This is a genomic window from Aeromonas sp. 2HA2 (assembly GCF_029237345.1).
Classification (GTDB): domain Bacteria; phylum Pseudomonadota; class Gammaproteobacteria; order Enterobacterales; family Aeromonadaceae; genus Aeromonas; species Aeromonas salmonicida.
The window spans coordinates 103,120-121,338 of the sequence record NZ_JAACGB010000002.1 but is presented as its reverse complement, the minus strand read 5'-3'; the positions used below and the strand labels follow the sequence as shown (position 1 = coordinate 121,338).

17 protein-coding genes and 1 riboswitch are annotated in these 18,219 nt (G+C 59.8%); of the genes, 7 read left to right on the top strand and 10 right to left on the bottom strand.

The window, feature by feature from the left end:
- Positions 1 to 222: 222 nt before the first annotated feature.
- The 4 genes from GWQ29_RS03910 to treR form a co-directional block, all read right to left on the bottom strand.
- The gene (locus tag GWQ29_RS03910; protein WP_275918795.1) at positions 223 to 822 is read right to left on the bottom strand and encodes a sugar O-acetyltransferase; all 600 of its coding nucleotides are present in this window, start codon (positions 820 to 822) and stop codon (positions 223 to 225) included.
- 15 nt (positions 823 to 837) lie between these two features.
- Positions 838 to 2,499: an alpha,alpha-phosphotrehalase gene (gene treC / locus GWQ29_RS03905; RefSeq protein ID WP_275918794.1), complete on the bottom strand. Its 1,662-nt coding sequence runs from the start codon at positions 2,497 to 2,499 to the stop codon at positions 838 to 840.
- A gap of 70 nt (positions 2,500 to 2,569) precedes the next feature.
- Positions 2,570 to 4,000: a PTS trehalose transporter subunit IIBC gene (gene treB, locus GWQ29_RS03900; protein WP_011898304.1), complete on the bottom strand. Its 1,431-nt coding sequence runs from the start codon at positions 3,998 to 4,000 to the stop codon at positions 2,570 to 2,572.
- 191 nt (positions 4,001 to 4,191) lie between these two features.
- The gene (gene treR, locus GWQ29_RS03895; RefSeq protein ID WP_275918793.1) at positions 4,192 to 5,139 is read right to left on the bottom strand and encodes a trehalose operon repressor TreR; all 948 of its coding nucleotides are present in this window, start codon (positions 5,137 to 5,139) and stop codon (positions 4,192 to 4,194) included.
- Positions 5,140 to 5,279: 140 nt separating this feature from the next.
- Here treR and GWQ29_RS03890 point away from each other — a divergent pair, with 140 nt between their 5' ends.
- The 3 genes from GWQ29_RS03890 (at position 5,280) to ansB (ending at position 7,696) form a co-directional block, all read left to right on the top strand.
- On the top strand, positions 5,280 to 6,230 hold the full coding sequence (locus GWQ29_RS03890) for an AEC family transporter (RefSeq protein WP_275918792.1): 951 nt from the start codon (positions 5,280 to 5,282) through the stop codon (positions 6,228 to 6,230).
- A gap of 81 nt (positions 6,231 to 6,311) precedes the next feature.
- Entirely contained in the window at positions 6,312 to 6,506 is a 195-nt protein-coding gene (locus GWQ29_RS03885) for a heavy metal-associated domain-containing protein (RefSeq protein WP_265421008.1), read from the top strand.
- 131 nt (positions 6,507 to 6,637) lie between these two features.
- Positions 6,638 to 7,696: an L-asparaginase 2 gene (ansB, locus tag GWQ29_RS03880; protein WP_275918791.1), complete on the top strand. Its 1,059-nt coding sequence runs from the start codon at positions 6,638 to 6,640 to the stop codon at positions 7,694 to 7,696.
- A gap of 101 nt (positions 7,697 to 7,797) precedes the next feature.
- Here the strand turns inward: ansB and GWQ29_RS03875 are convergent, their stop codons facing one another.
- Positions 7,798 to 8,784 carry a sodium:calcium antiporter gene (locus GWQ29_RS03875; RefSeq protein WP_275918790.1) on the bottom strand — a complete coding sequence of 329 codons (987 nt, stop codon included), beginning with the start codon at positions 8,782 to 8,784 and terminating at the stop codon, positions 7,798 to 7,800.
- 89 nt (positions 8,785 to 8,873) lie between these two features.
- Positions 8,874 to 8,980: riboswitch (yybP-ykoY riboswitch) on the bottom strand.
- A 204-nt stretch (positions 8,981 to 9,184) separates the two neighbouring features.
- On the opposite strand from GWQ29_RS03875, the gene GWQ29_RS03870 reads away from it, so the two are divergent.
- On the top strand, positions 9,185 to 9,772 hold the full coding sequence (locus GWQ29_RS03870) for a superinfection exclusion B family protein (protein ID WP_275918789.1): 588 nt from the start codon (positions 9,185 to 9,187) through the stop codon (positions 9,770 to 9,772).
- Positions 9,773 to 9,844: 72 nt separating this feature from the next.
- Here GWQ29_RS03870 and GWQ29_RS03865 read toward each other — a convergent pair whose 3' ends face one another.
- The 4 genes from GWQ29_RS03865 to GWQ29_RS03850 all read right to left on the bottom strand — a co-directional run bounded on the left by GWQ29_RS03865 (position 9,845) and on the right by GWQ29_RS03850 (position 13,530).
- Positions 9,845 to 10,303 (bottom strand): methylglyoxal synthase, encoded by a 459-nt coding sequence (locus tag GWQ29_RS03865; protein ID WP_021139003.1) that lies wholly within the window; start codon positions 10,301 to 10,303, stop codon positions 9,845 to 9,847.
- Between the two features lie 88 nt (positions 10,304 to 10,391).
- On the bottom strand, positions 10,392 to 12,497 hold the full coding sequence (locus GWQ29_RS03860) for a DUF885 domain-containing protein (protein ID WP_275918788.1): 2,106 nt from the start codon (positions 12,495 to 12,497) through the stop codon (positions 10,392 to 10,394).
- A 201-nt stretch (positions 12,498 to 12,698) separates the two neighbouring features.
- Positions 12,699 to 13,178, bottom strand: coding sequence for a bacterioferritin (gene bfr, locus GWQ29_RS03855; protein WP_005314068.1), 480 nt, complete (start codon positions 13,176 to 13,178; stop codon positions 12,699 to 12,701).
- A 145-nt stretch (positions 13,179 to 13,323) separates the two neighbouring features.
- Entirely contained in the window at positions 13,324 to 13,530 is a 207-nt protein-coding gene (locus tag GWQ29_RS03850) for a bacterioferritin-associated ferredoxin (RefSeq protein ID WP_275918787.1), read from the bottom strand.
- A gap of 138 nt (positions 13,531 to 13,668) precedes the next feature.
- Here GWQ29_RS03850 and GWQ29_RS03845 point away from each other — a divergent pair, with 138 nt between their 5' ends.
- Positions 13,669 to 13,983, top strand: a complete 315-nt coding sequence (locus GWQ29_RS03845) for an HlyU family transcriptional regulator (protein WP_275918786.1) — start codon at positions 13,669 to 13,671, stop codon at positions 13,981 to 13,983.
- Complete coding sequence (locus tag GWQ29_RS03840) at positions 13,980 to 16,046, top strand: GNAT family N-acetyltransferase (RefSeq protein WP_275918785.1); 2,067 nt, start codon at positions 13,980 to 13,982, stop codon at positions 16,044 to 16,046. The genes GWQ29_RS03845 and GWQ29_RS03840 overlap by 4 nt, the downstream gene beginning before the upstream one ends.
- Here the strand turns inward: GWQ29_RS03840 and GWQ29_RS03835 are convergent.
- Positions 16,033 to 16,752 carry an SDR family NAD(P)-dependent oxidoreductase gene (locus GWQ29_RS03835; protein ID WP_275918784.1) on the bottom strand — a complete coding sequence of 240 codons (720 nt, stop codon included), beginning with the start codon at positions 16,750 to 16,752 and terminating at the stop codon, positions 16,033 to 16,035. The genes GWQ29_RS03840 and GWQ29_RS03835 overlap by 14 nt on opposite strands.
- A 208-nt stretch (positions 16,753 to 16,960) precedes the next feature.
- Between GWQ29_RS03835 and GWQ29_RS03830 the strand changes: the two genes are divergently transcribed.
- Complete coding sequence (locus GWQ29_RS03830; protein ID WP_005314079.1) at positions 16,961 to 17,974, top strand: chemotaxis protein; 1,014 nt, start codon at positions 16,961 to 16,963, stop codon at positions 17,972 to 17,974.
- The last annotated feature ends 245 nt before the right edge of the window (positions 17,975 to 18,219 follow it).

Below are 18,219 nucleotides of genomic sequence, written 5' to 3'. Positions count from 1 at the left end.
ACCTGGCGTTCCTGCCTAAGCGTTGAGTGAATATTAAACACCTCTGCCCACCTTTGTTAGCGAGATAAACTGGCCTAGATGTTCAAAAAAACTGACCGTGATGTAAATCACAGGTTCAGATACAGCTCACGGTGCAACTGACACTGAACTTCGGAGGGGATAAGAACCGGGATGAGGGGGAAACTTCATGCATAAAGGGCAGGATCCCCTGCCCCTTGATATTTAGATGCTCGCCAGCTCCTCTGCCGTCATGGGCCGCAAGACCCTGCAAGGATTGCCGACGGCAACCACATTGGCCGGAATGTCTCTGGTGACCACAGAGCCTGCGCCGATCACGCTGTTGTCCCCTATGGTGACACCGGGGCAGATAACTGTGCTGCCGCCGATCCAGACGTTGTTGCCTATGCGCACTGGTTTGCCAAACTCGACCCCCGCCACCCGAGGGACAAGGGCAACGGGGTGAGCGGCGGTGTAGATCTGCACCCCGGGGGCCAACAGCACGTTGTCGCCGATATGCACTTCGCACACGTCGAGGATGGTGCAGTTGACGTTGGCGTAGAAGTTCTCTCCCACATGGATATTGGCGCCATAGTCGCAGAAGAAAGGCGGGTTGATAGCACACACATTGCCTCGGCTGCCGAGCAGTTCCCGCAGCAGCGCATCCCGCGCCGGTTTCTCCTGCCAACTGGTGTTGAAGGTGTGATAAAGGAAACGACAGCGCTCGCGCGCTGCCTTGAGCTCGGGGTCGCCCGCATCATAGGGCTGACCCGCCACCATCTTTTGCCACTCAGTGCCGTGCACCGGGGCCATTGCGTTTGCCATCACCTCGCTCACCACCTACTCCACCAGCCAGATCAGAGATTCATAGGGGCGCAGCATACAAGATTGCGGCATTGCCGGACTATCGGGGTAGTTGCCAAGCAGCAGATGACCCTCCCTCTCTTGCAGATCTTGCGGCAAGTCGAAGGCCACAGGCTCACCGTAGAAATTGCTTACCACCAGCAGGGTCTGACCCTTGGCACTGCGGGTATATGCCCAGATGTGCTGATGGCCTGGCACCTGCTCCTGATAATCCCCCTGCGTAAAGATGGGATACGCCTTGCGAAGCGCGATCAGATTCCGGTAGTGCCAGAACACTGAGCCCTGATCGGCCAGTGCCGCTTCGGCGTTGATCTCGGTGTAATTGGCAGCGGGCCTGAGCCAGGGCGAACCTTGGGTGAAGCCGGCATTGGGGGCTGTGCTCCACTGCATGGGTGTACGGGAGTTGTCGCGAGACTTGGCACCGAGAATAGCGAGGATCTCGGCTTCGTTCATGCCTTCGGCCTGCTTGATGGCGAAGATGTTGCGGCTCTCCACATCCTGGTAATCGTCGATGCTCTGATAACCGGGGTTGGTCATGCCGATCTCCTCCCCCTGATAGATGTAGGGGGTGCCCTGCAGCCCGTGCAGCGTACTGGCCAGCATCTTGGAGGCGGCAACGCGATGCTCGCCCTCGTCCCCGAAGCGGGAGACGATGCGCGGCTGATCGTGGTTGCACCAGAACAGGGCCGACCAGCCCTTGCCATGCATGCCGCTCTGCCAGTGGTTGAAGATACGCTTCAGTTCGAGGAAATCGAACGGCGCCTTGGTCCACTTGTCGCCATTGGGATAATCCACCTTCAGATGATGGAAGTTGAACACCATGGAAAGCTCGGAGCCATCTAGGGCACCGTAGCGCTGGCAGTGCGCCAGCGAAGTGGAGGACATCTCCCCCACCGTCATAGCGCCGACCGGGGCGAATACGTCGCGGCTCACATCCTGCAGGAATTCGTGGATACGCGGCCCGTCGGTATAGAAGCGGCGGCCATCGCCCACGTCGTCGTTAGGGAAAGTCTGATCCTTGGATATCAGGTTGATGACATCAAGACGGAAGCCATCAACCCCCTTGCCGGCCCAGAAGTGAATGATGTTTTTGACCTCGGCGCGCACCGCCGGGTTTTCCCAGTTGAGATCCGCCTGCTCGCGGGCAAACAGGTGCAGATAGTACTGGCCGGTGGCTGCATCCAGCTCCCATGCACTGCCGCCAAACTTGGATTGCCAGTTGTTCGGCACACCGCCATCCACAGGATCTTTCCAGATGTAGTAGTCGCGGTAGGGGCTGTTTTTATCCCCCAGCGCCGATTTGAACCAGGCGTGCTCGGTAGAGGTGTGGTTGACGACTATGTCCATCACGATACGAATGTCACGGGCATGGGCTGCCGCCAGCAGCGCCTCGAAATCGGCCATGGTGCCGTAAGCGGGATCAATCTGGTAGTAATCGGCAATGTCATAGCCGTTATCCACCTGGGGGGAAACATAGACGGGGGTCAGCCAGAGGGCATCAACCCCCAGGGTCTTGAGATAATCGAGGCGGGCCATGATCCCCTTGAGATCGCCGGTGCCACGGGCACCCGAATCCTGAAAGCTCTTGGGGTAGATCTGGTAAATCACGGCGCTCTGCCACCAGGGTGTTTGGCTCATGGGTCTTGCTCTTGTCTCGAATGAAAAAGGGAGAGGGCGGCCCCTTGCGAGGCCGCCCTGATGAGTGCACTCAAGCGATGGCTTGAGCCAGTTTGCCCGAGGCCTGTTGACGCTTGTAGACCAGCAGGGTCAGCACCAGGGGCACCACAATCGCCACCAGCATGGCGATGGCGTAGATGGCCCAGTATTGCGGCTGGATGGAGAGGATACCCGGCAGGCCCCCTACCCCTATGCCGTTGGCCATCACACCGGCGAAACCGCAGATGAGGGCCGCGCAGCTCGAGCCCACCATGGCGCACAGCATGGGGAACTTGTACTTGAGGTTGATTCCGTACATGGCCGGTTCTGTTACCCCCAGGTAAGCCGAGATAGCGGCAGGCACGGAGATCTCCCGCTCGTTTTCCTTGCGGCTGATGAGGATGATCCCTACCACGGCAGAGGCCTGGGCGATATTGGAGAGGGCGATCAGCGGCCATATCGGGGTGCCACCCATGCTCTGCATCAGCTGCAAGTCCACCGCGTTGGTGGTGTGGTGGATGCCAGTAATGACCAGGGGCGCATAGAGGAAGCCGAACAGGGCGGCACCAATGGGTGCAAACGAACCTGTCATGGCGGCCTTGGCGGCAAAGCCGACACCGTCACCAATCCAGCGACCGAAGGGGCCGATAAAGGCGTGCGCCACTATCACCGCCAACAGCAGGGAGATAAAGGGCACTATCACCAGATAGAGATACGCCGGAATGATGCGTTTGAGGTTGGTTTCAACCCAGGCCAGGAATACCCCCGCCAGCAGGGCCGGAATGACCTGGGCCTGATAGCCCACCTTCTGGATGACGAAGAGGCCGAAGTCCCACACTTCCGGGGTCTGCTGGCCGATGCCATAGGCATTCATCAGCTGCGGCGAGACCAGGGTGATACCCAGCACGATACCGAGGATCTCGGAGCCGCCCATCTTCTTGACCGCGGACCAGCAGACACCCACCGGCAGGAAATGGAAGATGGCCTCGCCCAGCAACCAGAGGAAGGCGTGGACCTGAGCCCAAAACTGGCTGATCTCGACCAGGGTGTGGGTCCCGTCGTCGAACATCTTGATGTCGCCGATGACGTTGCGAAAACCCAGGATCAAACCGCCTGTGATGATGGCGGGCAACAAGGGCACGAAGATCTCCGCCAGGTGGGAGATGCCGCGCTCCAGCGGATTCATGTTCTGACGGGCAGCCAGCTTGGCGGCATCCTTGCTGCCACCGCTGACACCAATCTCCTCGGTGAGCGCCTTGTACCAGTCATCCACCTCGTTGCCGATCACCACCTGGAACTGGCCAGCATTGGTGAAGCAACCCTTTACCGCCGGTATGGTCTCGATGGCCTTGCTGTCTGCTTTCGCCGGATCGTTCAGGACGAAGCGCAGCCGGGTCAAACAGTGGCTGACGGTGGCGATGTTCTCCTTGCCGCCGATCTTGTCGATCAGGGTGGCAAGCTGCTGTGCGTTGATCTTGGACATGAGTCTTCCCTCTGTGACTCCATTGATATTGGTCTGCCTCGCCCTTTTGGGCCAGTCTGTCGGCCGGAGCGTTTTTGGTATCGTTCCCATTCAGCATGCAGGCAATTTGGTCAGATCGAAATGGGAACGTTCCCATTTCGTGGTCAACATCACAGAAAGCGCGTTTTTTGTTCAGGGCTAAGTGATGGTGCTCACAGTGTGTGGCAGGGTGCTATGGTCGCCAGCGGACAGCGGCCCTGCTCAATCTGGCCGAGCAGCTGGCGGGCCGCCTGCTCCCCTGCCCTTTTGTAGCCCAGATCCAGGCTGAGGGCGTTGGGGAAGAGAAAGGTGAGCATGGGGTTGTTGCCAAGGCCGGTCACCAGCACTTCGCTACGCCCTTGTTCTTGCAAGTATTTTGCTGCACCTATGGCGAGGGTGTCGCTGGCGCAGACCAGCGCCTGGGTGGTGGGGGTAAGCAAGTCGGCAGCCAGCCGGTAGCCACTTTGCAGGCTGAGATCGCCGAGGGCACTGCGCGCCGTCAGTCCCTGTTCGGCGCAGTAGCCGAGATAGGCATCGAGCCGGCGCTGACCTGTGGTGAGATCCGAGGTATCGACACCGAGATAGGCGATGTCGCTTATCCCGCGGATGGCCAGCTCTGCCAGCATGGAGCGCACAGCCCCCCCATCGTCGAAACAGACCGAGGAGAAACCAGGATATTCACGCGCCACCAGCACCAGTTTGTCCTTGAGCGTGGCCATGGCCGCATAGTCCAGATCGTTGAAAGCAAACAGGATAATGCCATCCACTCCGCGCCGCTCCAGCACAGCCAGATGCTCCTGCACCTTGGCCGGGGCAAACTTGCTCTCCATCAGCACGGCGTCATAGCCACGCTGATAGAGGGTCTCCAGCATGCCGCGCACCGCCTGATTCTCCGAGCTGGAATCGAGGCGCGAGACGATGATCCCCACCACCTGCTGGCTCTGGCTACGCATGGCCCGCGCCGACTTGCTCGGCACGAAGCCGTGTTCGGCGATGACCTGCTCCACCCGCTCGCGGGTCGCCTGTTTCACCTTGGGATCCTGGTTGAGCACCCGGGAGACGGTCGACTTGCCGACGCCCGAGAGGCGGGCGATATCGAGGATGGTCAGTTTCTTGTCCATGAATTGGCTCACAGGGGGATCGGCGGTGGAATTGCCCACATTGTTGTGATTAAGCCCTGTGAATACAAGCCCATGGCGTTAGAATACCTTTTTTGCCCCGGCGATCGCCGCGCCGTTCGCCATTGCACAGGACGCGCATCATGGATCTGTTGGCAAGTCTGCACTTCTCCCTCTCCATCACAGGTCCCATCTGTGTGGTGCTGCTGCTCGGCATCTGGCTAAAGCAGCTGGGTCTGCTGCCAGACAGCTTCGTCGAATCCGCCTCCCGCCTGGTGTTTCAGGTCACCCTGCCCGCCCTGCTGTTTCTCAGCATGGTACGCACCGATTTTTCCACCATGCCGAGTCCATGGCTCATTCTCTACGGCTTGCTCGGCACCCTCACCGGCTTTCTGATCCTTGAGGCACTGGCGGCCCGCTTCATCCCGGAGCGGCGTCAGCGCGGCATCTTCGTGCAGGGCAGCTTTCGCGGCAACATGGGGATCATGGGGCTGGCCTATGTGCAAAACGCCTACGGGCCGGAGGGGATCGGCGCCGCCGCCCTGTTGGTGGGCTCGGTAACCGTGCTCTACAACATCCTGGCCGTCATCACCCTCACCCGCAGTCTGGGGGGCGGCAAAGGGATCAAACCCATTCTTAACGGGATCGCCAAAAACCCTCTCATCATCGCCATCCTCTCGGCCCTGCCATTTGGCCTGCTCGGCATTGAGTTGCCCCAGCTGATCATCACCACGGGCAACTACTTCGCCAACATGACACTGCCACTGGCCCTGCTCTGCACCGGCGCCAGTCTCAATCTCAAAGCCCTGCGCGGCGGCGCCATGCTGACCGGCTGGGCCACCGTCAACCGGTTGTTCTGCATTCCCTTGTTGCTGGTGCTGGGGGCCTGGGCGCTGGGCTTCAGCCAGCAGGCCCTCGGCATACTGTTTTTGATAAGTTCCACCCCCACTGCCGCCGCCAGCTATGTGATGACCCGCGCCATGGGGGGCGACAGCGCACTGGCAGCCAACATCATAGCCACCACCACGCTGGGCTCGCTCATCACCACCAGCCTGGGCGCCGCCCTGATGAACTATCTGGGGTTGATGGGCTAGTCTGCATTGGGTATGGCAGGGCTTGACCTTGCTGCGGGCGGCAGCTTTAGGCTGGCTGCACATCAACAGAGGAGTGATCCCATGACCATCGAACTCACCATTTCCGGCATGTCCTGTGGTGGCTGCGCCGCCAGCCTGCAAAAAGCCCTGCTGGCCCAGAGTGCAGTGACCCAGGCCCAGGTGGATTTTGCCAGCAGCAAGGCCGTCGTCGAGAGCGAACTGAGCAAGGCGGAGCTGATCGCCCTGATTGAAGCCAAGGGTTTCTTGGCGAGTTAAATTATCTCTATAGAGGTATAAATCAGGTTAAAATTCTGTACCCAGCTGTTTTTTGGTGAGAGTCATCACAGACCCCCTCAACAGAAAGCGCAAACTTGCTGCAATTTTTATCACTCAGAAGGATTTGCAGCATGACTCTCCCTATCCGCAAGACACTGATCGCCACCGTACTTGGCCTGACCCTCTCCCCGATGGCCATGGCCCTGCCACAGGTTCATATCCTGGCTACCGGTGGCACCATAGCCGGAGCGGGACAGTCCGCCACCCAATCCAACTATGAAGCAGGCAAGGTGGCCATCGAGACCCTGATCGCCGCCGTGCCCGAGATGAAGAACGTGGCCGAGGTGCAGGGGGAGCAGGTAGTCAAGATCGGCTCCCAGGACATGAATAACGAGGTGTGGCTGACCCTGGCCAAACGAGTCAACGAGCTGCTGGCCAAGGATGACGTGGATGGCATCGTCGTCACCCACGGTACCGACACCATGGAAGAGACTGCCTACTTCCTCAACCTCACCGTCAAAAGCGACAAGCCTGTGGTGCTGGTCGGTGCCATGCGCCCCTCCACCGCCATGAGTGCCGATGGCCCGCTCAACCTCTACAACGCCGTGGTCACCGCCTCCGACCCCAGCTCCAAGGGCCGTGGCGTCATGGTCGCCATGAACGACACCGTGCTGGATGCCCGCGACGTCACCAAGACCAACACCACAGGGGTGCAGACCTTCGCTGCCCCCAACTTCGGCCCGCTGGGTTACATCCATAACGGCAAAATCGACTATCAGCGCACACCGGCACGTCTGCACACCAGCAAGACTCCATTCGACGTGAGCAAGCTCGACAAGCTGCCGCAAGTGGGCATCGTTTACAGCTATGCCAACGCCACCGATCTGCCGGCCAAGGCCATGGTGGATGCCAAGTTTGACGGTATCGTCAGCGCTGGCGTGGGCAACGGCAACCTCTACCACACACTGTTCGATACCCTGGCCAAAGCGAGCAAGGACGGCATCCGCGTGGTGCGTTCCGCCCGCGTACCGACCGGCGCCACCACCCTGGATGCCGAGATCGACGATGCCAAGTACGGCTTCGTGGCCGCCGGCACCCTGAACCCGCAGAAGGCACGCATCCTGCTGATGCTCTCCCTGACCCAGAGCAAGGATCCGGCCCAGATCCAGCGCTGGTTCCAGCAGTTCTGATCCCGGTGCTCAGCGTCAGCTGAGATATTTTGATGACAATAAAAAGGGCAGGATGGAATCCTGCCCTTTCTCATGGCGTCATCTTCACATGGATCGTACCGTCAGCTCACCACCAGCCAGCCACAGAAACCGAGATAGACCAGCCCAACCCAGGCCAGCCTGCCCGCCGTCATCTGCGCACGGCTGAAGCCCCACCACAGCAGCACTACCGCCAGCAGGGTCACCAGCGAGGAGACCATCATGGTGCTGTCCAGCAACCAGGGGGTAAACAGCAGGCAGAACGCCTTGGGGATCGTACCCTGGATCATCATGGCGCCTGAGATGTTCGCCAGCGCCAGCCGGCTCTTGCCCTGCCGCACCCAGATCAGCACGTTCATCAGCTCCGGCATCTCGGTCGCCACCGGGCTCAGCAGCAAGGCCGCCAATACGGGGGAGAGACCAAACAGCTCGCCCATGCTCTCCAGCTGATGCACAAACAGCTGGGCAGCCAGCGCCACCACCACCAGCGCCACCAGGGTCTGCAACAGCACCTTGCCGAGCGCCGGGATCTCGGCCTCGGGATCCAGCTTGAGGGGCTCGGGCAACTCGACCTCGTGGCTGTCGGTCTGCTTCAGCTCGCGCCGCACATAGACCAGATAAACCAGCACAAACAACGGTGCCAGCCAGGCCTTGCCGGTGAAGGCCACCATGCCGAGGGCAACAGCCACCAGGAAGATACCGACAAACCAGGCTTGATCCCGACCTATCTCGCGCTGCACCTCGCCGTCGATGACTCGATGGGCACGGCTCATGCACAGCAACAGGGTCACGCCGACGGCGGCATAGCCTATGGTGGAGAGTACAAGAGGGCCACCGAGAGCGGCGCCGATCCCAATCTGTTGCTGGGCGGGAGCATCCCCCATCAGCAGGGCGGTCAGGGTGACGATGCATTCGGGCAAGGCCGTACCCAGGGCTGCCAGCAGGGAGCCGGTGGCACTCTGGGAGAACTTGAAGTGATGGCCGGTCCATTCGATACCGTTGACGAAATATTCGCAGGCCAGGTAGATGGTGACGGCAGAGAGCAGAAATAACAGCAGGGTGATAAACATAATAGTCAACCGCCAGGCGAGCAGAACAACCGATGGACCCGATACGGCTCGCCCGGCTGGCTTGCGTATCGAGGCCAAAGGTCTTGCAGAGCGATAGATGCTATCGCCGCCCATGCCATGGATCGGAAGATCCAAGAATGTTGACATGAGCCCTGCCCGGATCACGGGCGGGTTGCTACTCCCCAATGACAGTGCGGGCTTTTTACCAAACCGGCGGCCAGCTCACAAGGCAAACTAATGATCATTAACTCAGTAAGTTGTAAGAGAATGTAACTCGTCACTCGGTCAGCTCCCTCGATTTCTCCGTCCGGATCTCCACTCTTTCCCCTGGCATCCACGCCTTGGCACAACGATTGCTATGAGTTGATTACTGTCCACAATAGTTTGGGAAGGATGAACGATGAAACGGTGGATCCAACATTTCTATCAACTGAACCGCCTCAACTGGCTCATGGTCTGGTTGTTACTCTGCTGCAGCATCATATTGCTGTTTCCGGCCGGTCTGATGAAAGGTGCAGTCAGCCAGTGGGCCACGCTCCACGCAGCCTGGCTCGGGGTCGGCATGCTGATCGCCATCTCCTACTTCTGCAGTCAGGCATTTCTGATCGCCTGGGAGTGGGCCTGTGAAGAGTGGCAGTCCCGCCGCCAACAGGATCTGCTGGCCCAGATGATTGCTTTCCTCGACTTCAACGAGAAAGCGGTACTGCGCGAGTTCGTGCTGCAACGCAAAAGCGTCATAAATTTGCCGATCACCGAGCCTGCCGTCAAAAACCTGATGGATGCCGGCGTACTCACCTACGCCTATGGCAAGCCGATACGGGAGAAAGAGGACGAGAACCAGATCCGGGCACTGATGATTGCCCTGCCGGCACGGCCGCTGCTCACCTACAAGGTGCTGGGCCTCTCCCGCGGCAAGATGAGCGACGAGCAGGTGGAGCAGATCATGAGCGCCAGACCCAAATTCGCCCAGAAGGGTTTCCAGCGTTAACGTGCTGCCATCTTTCAAATAAAAGAGCCGGACTGTGTCCGGCTCTTTGCTCTCTGTTATATCTGTTTGTTTTTATTCGGTCCTGGCTTTCAAATAGCCAGCATAATCCGGGATCTGTACGCTGAATGCCTGCCGCATATGGGGGCAATCCATGATGAAGTCTGCAGTCGCCTCGTTGGTGGCAACTGGAATGTTCCATACCGCAGCAAGGCGCAGCAGCGCTTTCACATCCGGATCGTGGGGCACCGCATTGAGGGGATCCCAGAAGAAGATCAGCACGTCTATCTTGCCTTCGGCAATCAGGGCCCCGAGCTGCTGGTCACCGCCCATGGGGCCAGAGAAGAGGCAGGTAATGGGCAGTTGCGCCTGCTTGCCGAGCATGGTGCCCGTGGTGCCGGTCGCATAGAGATGGTGGAGCTTGAGCTCCTCCTTGCGGCGCATCACCCAGTTCAGCAAAGGGGTCTTCATGTTGTCGTGAGCCACCAGCGCCACCCGCTTGTGGGGGGCCATCTCACGTGCAATCAGTTCCATGTAAATCATCCGTAGCATTGTGATGGAAATAGAGCCGTATCCTAATCGAAAGCGGCGCCCGCTGCCTTGCCGGGCGCCGTAACTGTGATCACTTCGACTGTTCAATCCACTGCCGGTTCTTCTGCTCCAGCACAGAGATGGGCAACATGCCGTACTCCAGTACATGGTGGTGGAAGGCCTTGAGGTCAAACTGGCTGCCAAGGGCCTGCTCGGCGGACTCCCGCATCCGGATCAGCGCCAGCTGACCCGCCTTGTAAGACGTGGCCTGACCGGTATAGGCCATGTAGCGCGGCACCTCTGATCCTATGTCTCCCGCCCCCAACGCCGAATTCTCCTGCATGTAATTGACGGCCTTGTCGTGGCTCCAGCCATACCAGTGAATGCCGGTATCCACCACCAGCCGCATGGCCCTGAGCATCTCCTCGTTGAGGCGTCCGAAATACTGCAGCTGGTTGTTGAACGCGGACGAGCCCTCGACCTTCACATCCCCCACGGCCGGATCGTAGAGGCCGCGCCCCTGATAGAGCCCCATGTCGTGATCCGCCAGGTATTCGGTGTAGAGCGCCCAGCCCTCCGCATAGGCGGTATAGGAAGCGTTCGCCACATACTGCGGGAAGTCGGGATCCTTGGCCGCCAGCTCCTGGGCTATGGTGATCTGGAAGTGGTGGCCAGGCGCCGCCTCATGGGCCAGCAGGGTGCTGATGTTCCAGCTCTGCAAACCATAGGGATAGTAGGTATTGAGGAAGAACTGCCCCTTGCGACCGGTCTGCGGGTTGCCGTCCTGATACCAGGCAACGCCGCCATAGGGCGCATCCTCATAGGAAACGGGCACCACCTCGTAATCCAGTTTGGGGATGGTGCGCTCGGCATCGAAGAAGTCCGGCAACACCAGCGCGGCCTTGCTCTTGAAGGCGTTGTACTCCTGCTGTGCCCGCTCATGTTCGGCCAGCGCCTGCTGTTGTGGCTCACTCAGCGCCGCCCCTGCCGCATTGCTCGGATTCAAACCGGCAGACCAGACAGCCAGCGGATTCTGGTAGAAGAAGGCAGGCTCGTTGAGATAGCGGAAGAAGTCATAGATCTGGCCGCTTTGCTTGCTCTGGGCCACCTCCTCGCTGTCGCACTTGCCGACGGTATGACACACCTTGACCATGGCGCCGAAGATCCGCTCCACCTCGCTCAGCCCCAGCGCATGCACCTGCTCCGGCGTCATCTCGGTGGTGGTGTGCTTCTTCAGCAACCAGCGATACCAGTCACGGCCATTGGTCATGCCGCAGAAGCCATCGTCACACTCACCGTTGCCAAGACGCACCGCATAAGCGCCGCCATGCTGATAATCCAGATAGCCCCGCAGCGCCAGATAGCGGCCGTTGATGCTGTCCAGCACCGCCTTGTAATCGGTGCGCAGTGCCTCGTCGGCCTCCCCTGGCAGCTGTTGCCAGCCGAGGTAGGCACCGGAGATGGCTTCACCGTCCAGCTTGCTGTCGAGCTGGGCCAGCAGCCTGTCCACCAGCTCATTCGGCAAGGTGTTGCCCTGGGTGCTGCCCAGCTCGAACTGATGCTTCACTTCGGCCAGATAGGCGTCGTAGGCCTTGAGCCAGGTGAGGTGTTCCTGATACCAGGCCAGCGGTGCCGTCACCGCCTTCGCCCGCGTGGCTACAACAGTCCCCGCAGGTGTACGGTCCAGATCACGCCGCCAAGCTGCATCTCCCGGCGCGACTCGTTCGGCCGAGCTCTGCTCGAAGTAATCGAAGCCGCTGCTGATTGTGCGGGCGGCCTTGCCGCTGGCGGGCGCAGCCCCGACCTCATCGGCCAGATCCACCACCCGATTGCGGAAGTGATGGATCGGGATCTGGGATTGAGGCAGCTCGTAGCCCGCCAGGTTGATCTGCAAATCCCAGCGGATCATGTCGTAGAACAGTCGATCCCGCTCGCTCAACATGCTCGGATCCATGGCATCCAGCCGGGTGAGCAGCGAACCGTCAAGCGCCTTGCGCTGGGCGATCCCTGGCGCATCAATGGCAAATCCGTAAGGGTCCAGCGCCTGACTCGCACGCTGGGCCTCGTCCATGATTTGCATCAGGGATGCCTTGGTAGCGACGGGATCCGCCGGCGCGTTGGAGCTGTTGTCATTGCAGGCAGCGAGAGAGAGTGCGATGGCGCAAGCCAGCGCAAGCTTGTTGGGCAAGAAGTGCATGGTGTAGTCCTTTAACCTGTTGTTATTGTGTACCCCCGATAGGGGTTCCAATAGTGCACATCTGCCCAACATATTTTTGCGACCTGATTAACAAAAATAAGCTTATTTTTCATATGGATAAGCCGAATGAAAAGCTATGCAACGGATATGAAAAAACCCGCCTTGGCGGGTTTTTAAGTCAGCTTTTCATGCCATAACTATTCAGGATGAGCCGTGATGCAGCTGTGACTGCTGATAGTTCTCCAGCCCGATGCGATCGATGAGATCGAGCTGGGTCTCAAGCCAGTCTACGTGCTCCTCTTCATCTTCCAGAATGTCCTGGAACAGGTCACGGCTGATATAGTCCTGCACCGACTCGGCATAGGCGATGGCCACTTTCAGATCGGGGATGGCGTCCATCTCCAGCGACAAATCACAGCGCAGCATCTCTTCCACCGTCTCACCGATGCGCAGCTTGCCCAGATCCTGCAAGTTGGGCAGCCCTTCCAGAAACAACACCCGTTTGACCAGCTCGTCGGCGTGCTTCATCTCATCGATGGACTCGTGATACTCCTTGTGCCCGAGCGCCTTGAGGCCCCAGTCATCGTAGATGCGGGCATGCAGGAAGTATTGGTTGATGGCAATCAGCTCATTGGCCAGCACCTTGTTGAGGTGGGCAATGATCTTGGGATCTCCTTTCATCGACTCTGCTCCTTGGTTCGTGCCTGAGGCTTCGATCGTTAGAGCTTAGTCCAGAAAAGTGACAACAAGAGGTCTGGCGAGCCTGCTCGCCTGAAAGGAAGGGTGACCCTGCTGCCGGGTCGGGTTGGAAAACGCCTGCTCTTGATCAGGCCACTTCGTAGTAGAGCGGGGCCGTTTCCAGCTCTGCCTTGTCGAGTTCGGCGGTGATGATCTCCATGGTCATGCGCACGCACTTGCCACACTGGGCACCTACCTCCAGCGACTGTTTGAGTTGACGAAACTCGCTCTTGCCTGCCTGTACCGCCTTGCGGATCTGGGTATCTGTGATGCCACGGCACAAACAGACGTACATAGTGTTTACCTCATGCTGGAATGCCATGAAATCTAAATGAGAATGGTTCGTAGTGCAAATAACAATTAGTAATAAGATCCCTCGCTTGCCAGCCATCAGCCCCTTGGGGACAATACCTCTGTCACAGAGGAAAACATCATGCTCAAGAAACTGTTCACAGCGCTGTTCGGGAGCCAACCAGCCCAGGCCGTCGACGTCACTCCCAGCGAATACGCCGGTTATCTCATCTATCCAGAGCCCATGGCGGAAGGGGGTCAGTACCGGTTGGCGGGCCGCATCACCAAGGAGCTGGATGGTGTGCTGCAAACCCATCGATTTATCCGATCCGATCTGTTTGCCAACCCAGCCGATGCTGAACGTTTCATGGTGCAAAAGGCTCATACCTTCATCGACCAGATAGGGGATCGCATGTTTGAACCGCGCGTCAAAGCGGGCGACAGTTCAGCCTCATGAGCCCTGTCGAGGTGAAAGCCCTGCGCCAGACCCTCGCCCATGCTGGCGAGCGGCGACTGATCTGGCTGGAAGGGGATGAGGCTGATTGCATCGTCCGTGCCGAGCCGCTGCTGGACGGTGCCATCTTCTGGCTGGGGGAAGGCCCCGCCCACCACGGGCCCGTTCCCTCCGCCAAGGCGCTGCAACGGCTGGGTCAGGAGTGCGACACGCTGGTCTTCAACGCTTTCAGCGGCTTTCATCCCGACGCCTTCGGCGCCCTGGCGGGCACACTGCGGGCGGGCGGCATGCTGCTGCTGCTGACACCGCCCAGAGAGCTGTGGCCAGCATGGCCGGATCCCGACCGGATCAGATTGGTAGCCCAGCCGGAGGAGGCAAGCTGGGCGGGTCACGGCTTTATCGCCCGGCTGGTGCGGCTGCTGACAGGCGATCCCGCTCTTTCTCTGGCTCCACCGGTTTGCCAACAGCCCTGGCAACCGATAGGCGCCGAACGGCCATTGAGTAACGATCAGGCTCTTGCTCTGCCCGCCATCCACAGGGTGCTGCACGGCCATCGCCGCCGCCCCCTGGTGCTGAGCGCCGATCGGGGACGCGGCAAGAGCAGCCTGCTGGGCCTCGCCGCCGCCGCGCTGCTGCGCCAGCAACCCGACCTGAAGATAGTGGTAACGGCGCCCTCTCATGCCACTGTCGCCACCCTGTTCGCCCACGCCGCCCGGGCGCTCGAGACCACCCAAGAGCAGCTTGTGGGCCTCGAGTTCTGTTCACCGGATCGACTGGTACATGAGGCGCTGCAGGCCGATCTGTTGCTGGTGGATGAAGCCGCCGCCATCCCAACGCCGCTGCTGGAGGCCATGCTGGCCCGCCACAATCGCATCGTCTTCGCCACCACCGAGCACGGCTACGAGGGGACGGGGCGCGGCTTTCACCTGCGTTTCAAGCGAGTGCTTGACCGCCAGACGCCGGATTGGCAGGAGATCCACCTGGCCGAGCCCATCCGCTGGAGCACTCGCGACCCGCTGGAACCGCTGGTATTTCGCCTCCTTGGCCTCAATACCGAGGTAGATGCTCCCCAACCGCCGACCAACCCGAGCTGGCGGCTGATCGGGCAAGGGACGCTGGCCGCCGATGAGGCACTGCTGAATCAAGTATTCGGCCTGCTGGTGCTGGCCCACTACCAGACCACGCCGAGCGACCTCAGATCTCTGCTGGAGAGTCCGGATCTCGACATCCACCTGCTGGAACAGGCGCAGAGCCTGCTGGGGGTCGCGCTGGTAGCGCGGGAGGGCAATATCGCCCCTGAACTCGCCGAGGATATCTGGGCGGGCCGACGGCGCCCACGCGGCCATCTGCTGCCCCAGTCCCTGCTTGCCCACGCCGGTTTCAAGACAGCCGGGGGACGCAGCTACGCCCGGGTGATGCGCATCGCCATCCACCCGGCGCTGCATCGCCACGGGCTCGGCTCACGACTGCTCAGCCAGCTGGAGGACTACTACCGGCAGGAAGGGCTCGATTATCTCGGCTCCGCTTTCTCGGCCAGCGCCGACTTGTTGCCCTTCTGGCGCAAGGCCGGGCTGGTGACACTGCGCATCGGTTTGCAGCGGGATGCCGCCAGCGGCAGCCATGCCGCCCTGCTGCTCAAGGCGTTGAGACCCGAGTGGCAAGCCGAGCTGGACCTGTGGCGCCAGCGCTTCGTACAACAGCTACCTACCCTGCTGGCCGGGGAGTTGAAAGAGCTGGATCCCGAACTGGTGTGGCAATGTGTGAAGGGACAAGAGCTGGCCGTGCCTGAGCTGGATGAGTTTGAACGGGATGAGCTTGATTGCTTCGCCCATCACCACAAGCCGTTCGAGCTGTGCCAATCCACTCTACAGCGCTGGCTGACAGGCAATCTGCCGCGACTGGCCTCCCTGATGCCAAGCGAGCGCCAGCTGCTGATCGCCACCATCTGGCAATACGCGGACTGGGGTCGACTGGCTGCCAGGCTGCAACTGGCTGGCAAGCCAGCCATCATCAAGGCGCTGCGAGCCCTGCTGGCTCGCCTGCTGGATGCCCCTACCACTCGATAGTCTTGCCCTGCCAGTCGAGATAGCTGAGTTCGCCGTCAGGCACAAGTCGCGCCATCAAGCTCACCAGATGGCAGGCTACCTGCTCTGGCGTCTGCAAGCTGCCGGCCGGCACATTGGCGTGAAACGGACGCGAGAGCTGGGTATCCACAGTGCCCGGATGAAACGCCAGCAGCTTGACGCCCGGGGCACGCCGGGCGAGTTCGATGGACGCGCACTTGAGCAACATATTGAGAGCGGCCTTGGCAGCACGATAGCCATACCAACCACCAGCGCGGTTGTCACCAATGCTGCCGACCCGGGCACTGAGCACCGTCAGGGTGCAAGGTGAGGCGCCAAACAGCGGGAGCAGCTGGTTGATCCAGCGCAGCGGCAGCAAGGCATTGGTCTGGTAGAGGCGAGTCATGGCCTCGACATTGAGCGCTTCCAGCCGTTTTTCCGGCTTGATCTCCCCCTGATGCAAGACGCCATTGCAGATCACCAGATGGCGTAAACCAGGTGCCAGTCCGGCAATATGGCTGACGCAACGGCTCATCTGCTGGTCGCTGTAATCGCAGGGCAGCCAATGCAAGCGGGGATCATCACTCCCGGCGGGGGCCTGCTGACGACTAACCGCAATGACTGGGTTGGCTCCTGCCGCCAGCCAGTGCGCCACCAGTGCCTGCCCGATTCCGCCCCCTGCCCCTATCACAACCACAGCCTCTGCCATGTTCCGCTCCTGTTTGTGGTGAGTGTGATGGTCTTCTCCATCGCATCTTTGTTTCCCTGTTAAGCTGTTACGTGCCTTCCTACTTGCGGGATCAAGCAGTTATGAGGGTTATGTTGTGTGGATCTCTCCGGTGTGGACGGATCCATTCCTATACTGAGGGAAAACCGCAGCCGGTGCTGCCAGCGCAACCAGAAGCACGAGAGTCGCCATGATGTCCAAAAACGGGGAAGAGCGTAAATCCATCCTGACCGAGAGCGGGACCAACGAGCTCGAAATCATCGAGTTTCATCTCAAGAAGCATCTGCCAGATGGCAGGGAGAAGATTGCCTATTACGGTATCAACGTCGCCAAGGTACGCGAGGTGATCCGGGTACCGGAAACGACCGACTACCCCAATGCCCAGCGCCACATGGTCGGGGTTTTCTCGCTGCGTGAACGGCTGATCCCACTGGTGGATCTGGCGGGCTGGCTCGGGATCCGCACCAACCCGGACAACAGCAACAAAGTGGTTATCGTCACCGACTTCAACAAGATGGCGAACGGCTTTCTCATCGACAGTGTCAGCAGGATCCATAGAGTCTCCTGGGAGGATGTGGAATCCCCCAGCCAGTTTCTGGAAGCGGGCGAGAATGATTGCGTGGTCGCCGTGGTCAGGCGCGATGGCAACCTCATCATGATCCTCGATTTCGAGAAGATCATCGCCGACATCAACCCAGAGCTCAGCATGGAGAAATACGATGTGACCCAGGATCGCAAGGTCATCATCGACGATCGCATGATGGCACTGCGCCAGGCCAAGAGCATTCTGGTGGTCGACGACTCGGCCTTCATCCGCAAGATGATAGAGACAACGCTGCGCACCGCTGGCTACAACGTGGTGACGGCCAAGGACGGGGGAGAAGGGCTGGAGATGCTGACGGAGTTTGACCGCCTGTCACAGGAGGAGAAGATACCTGTGTCCGAGTTTGTCAGCGGCATCATCACAGACGTCGAGATGCCCCGAATGGATGGCATGCATCTGCTCAAACGGCTGCGGGACACCCCCGCCTTCAAGACCACCCCCATCATAATGTTCTCGTCGCTGATGAGTGATGACAACCGCCAGAAGGCATTGCAGCTGGGGGCCAATGACACCATCACCAAACCCGAGCTGGGCCGCATGGTCGGCATGATGGATAACTTGCTGCTCGGCATCCCCATTCCCAAACCGGGCAATCTGTAATGTCGTCAGTCTGACACTCAAGCAAACGGGCGCCTCGGCGCCCTTGTTGTTGATGTTGTTGATGTTGTTGATGTTGTTCCGCAGCATCAGAAATAGCGCTCCTGAGCGGTTCATCCCATTTCGCGAGAGAACAACGAAAAGGCAGAGCTTCCTTCTGGATCGAGATCCCATGCCAATCGTTCACTGACGGGCTGCTTGTCATTCCAAATCCTTATTGGCCTTAAGATTTTGTAAATTTTCTTATT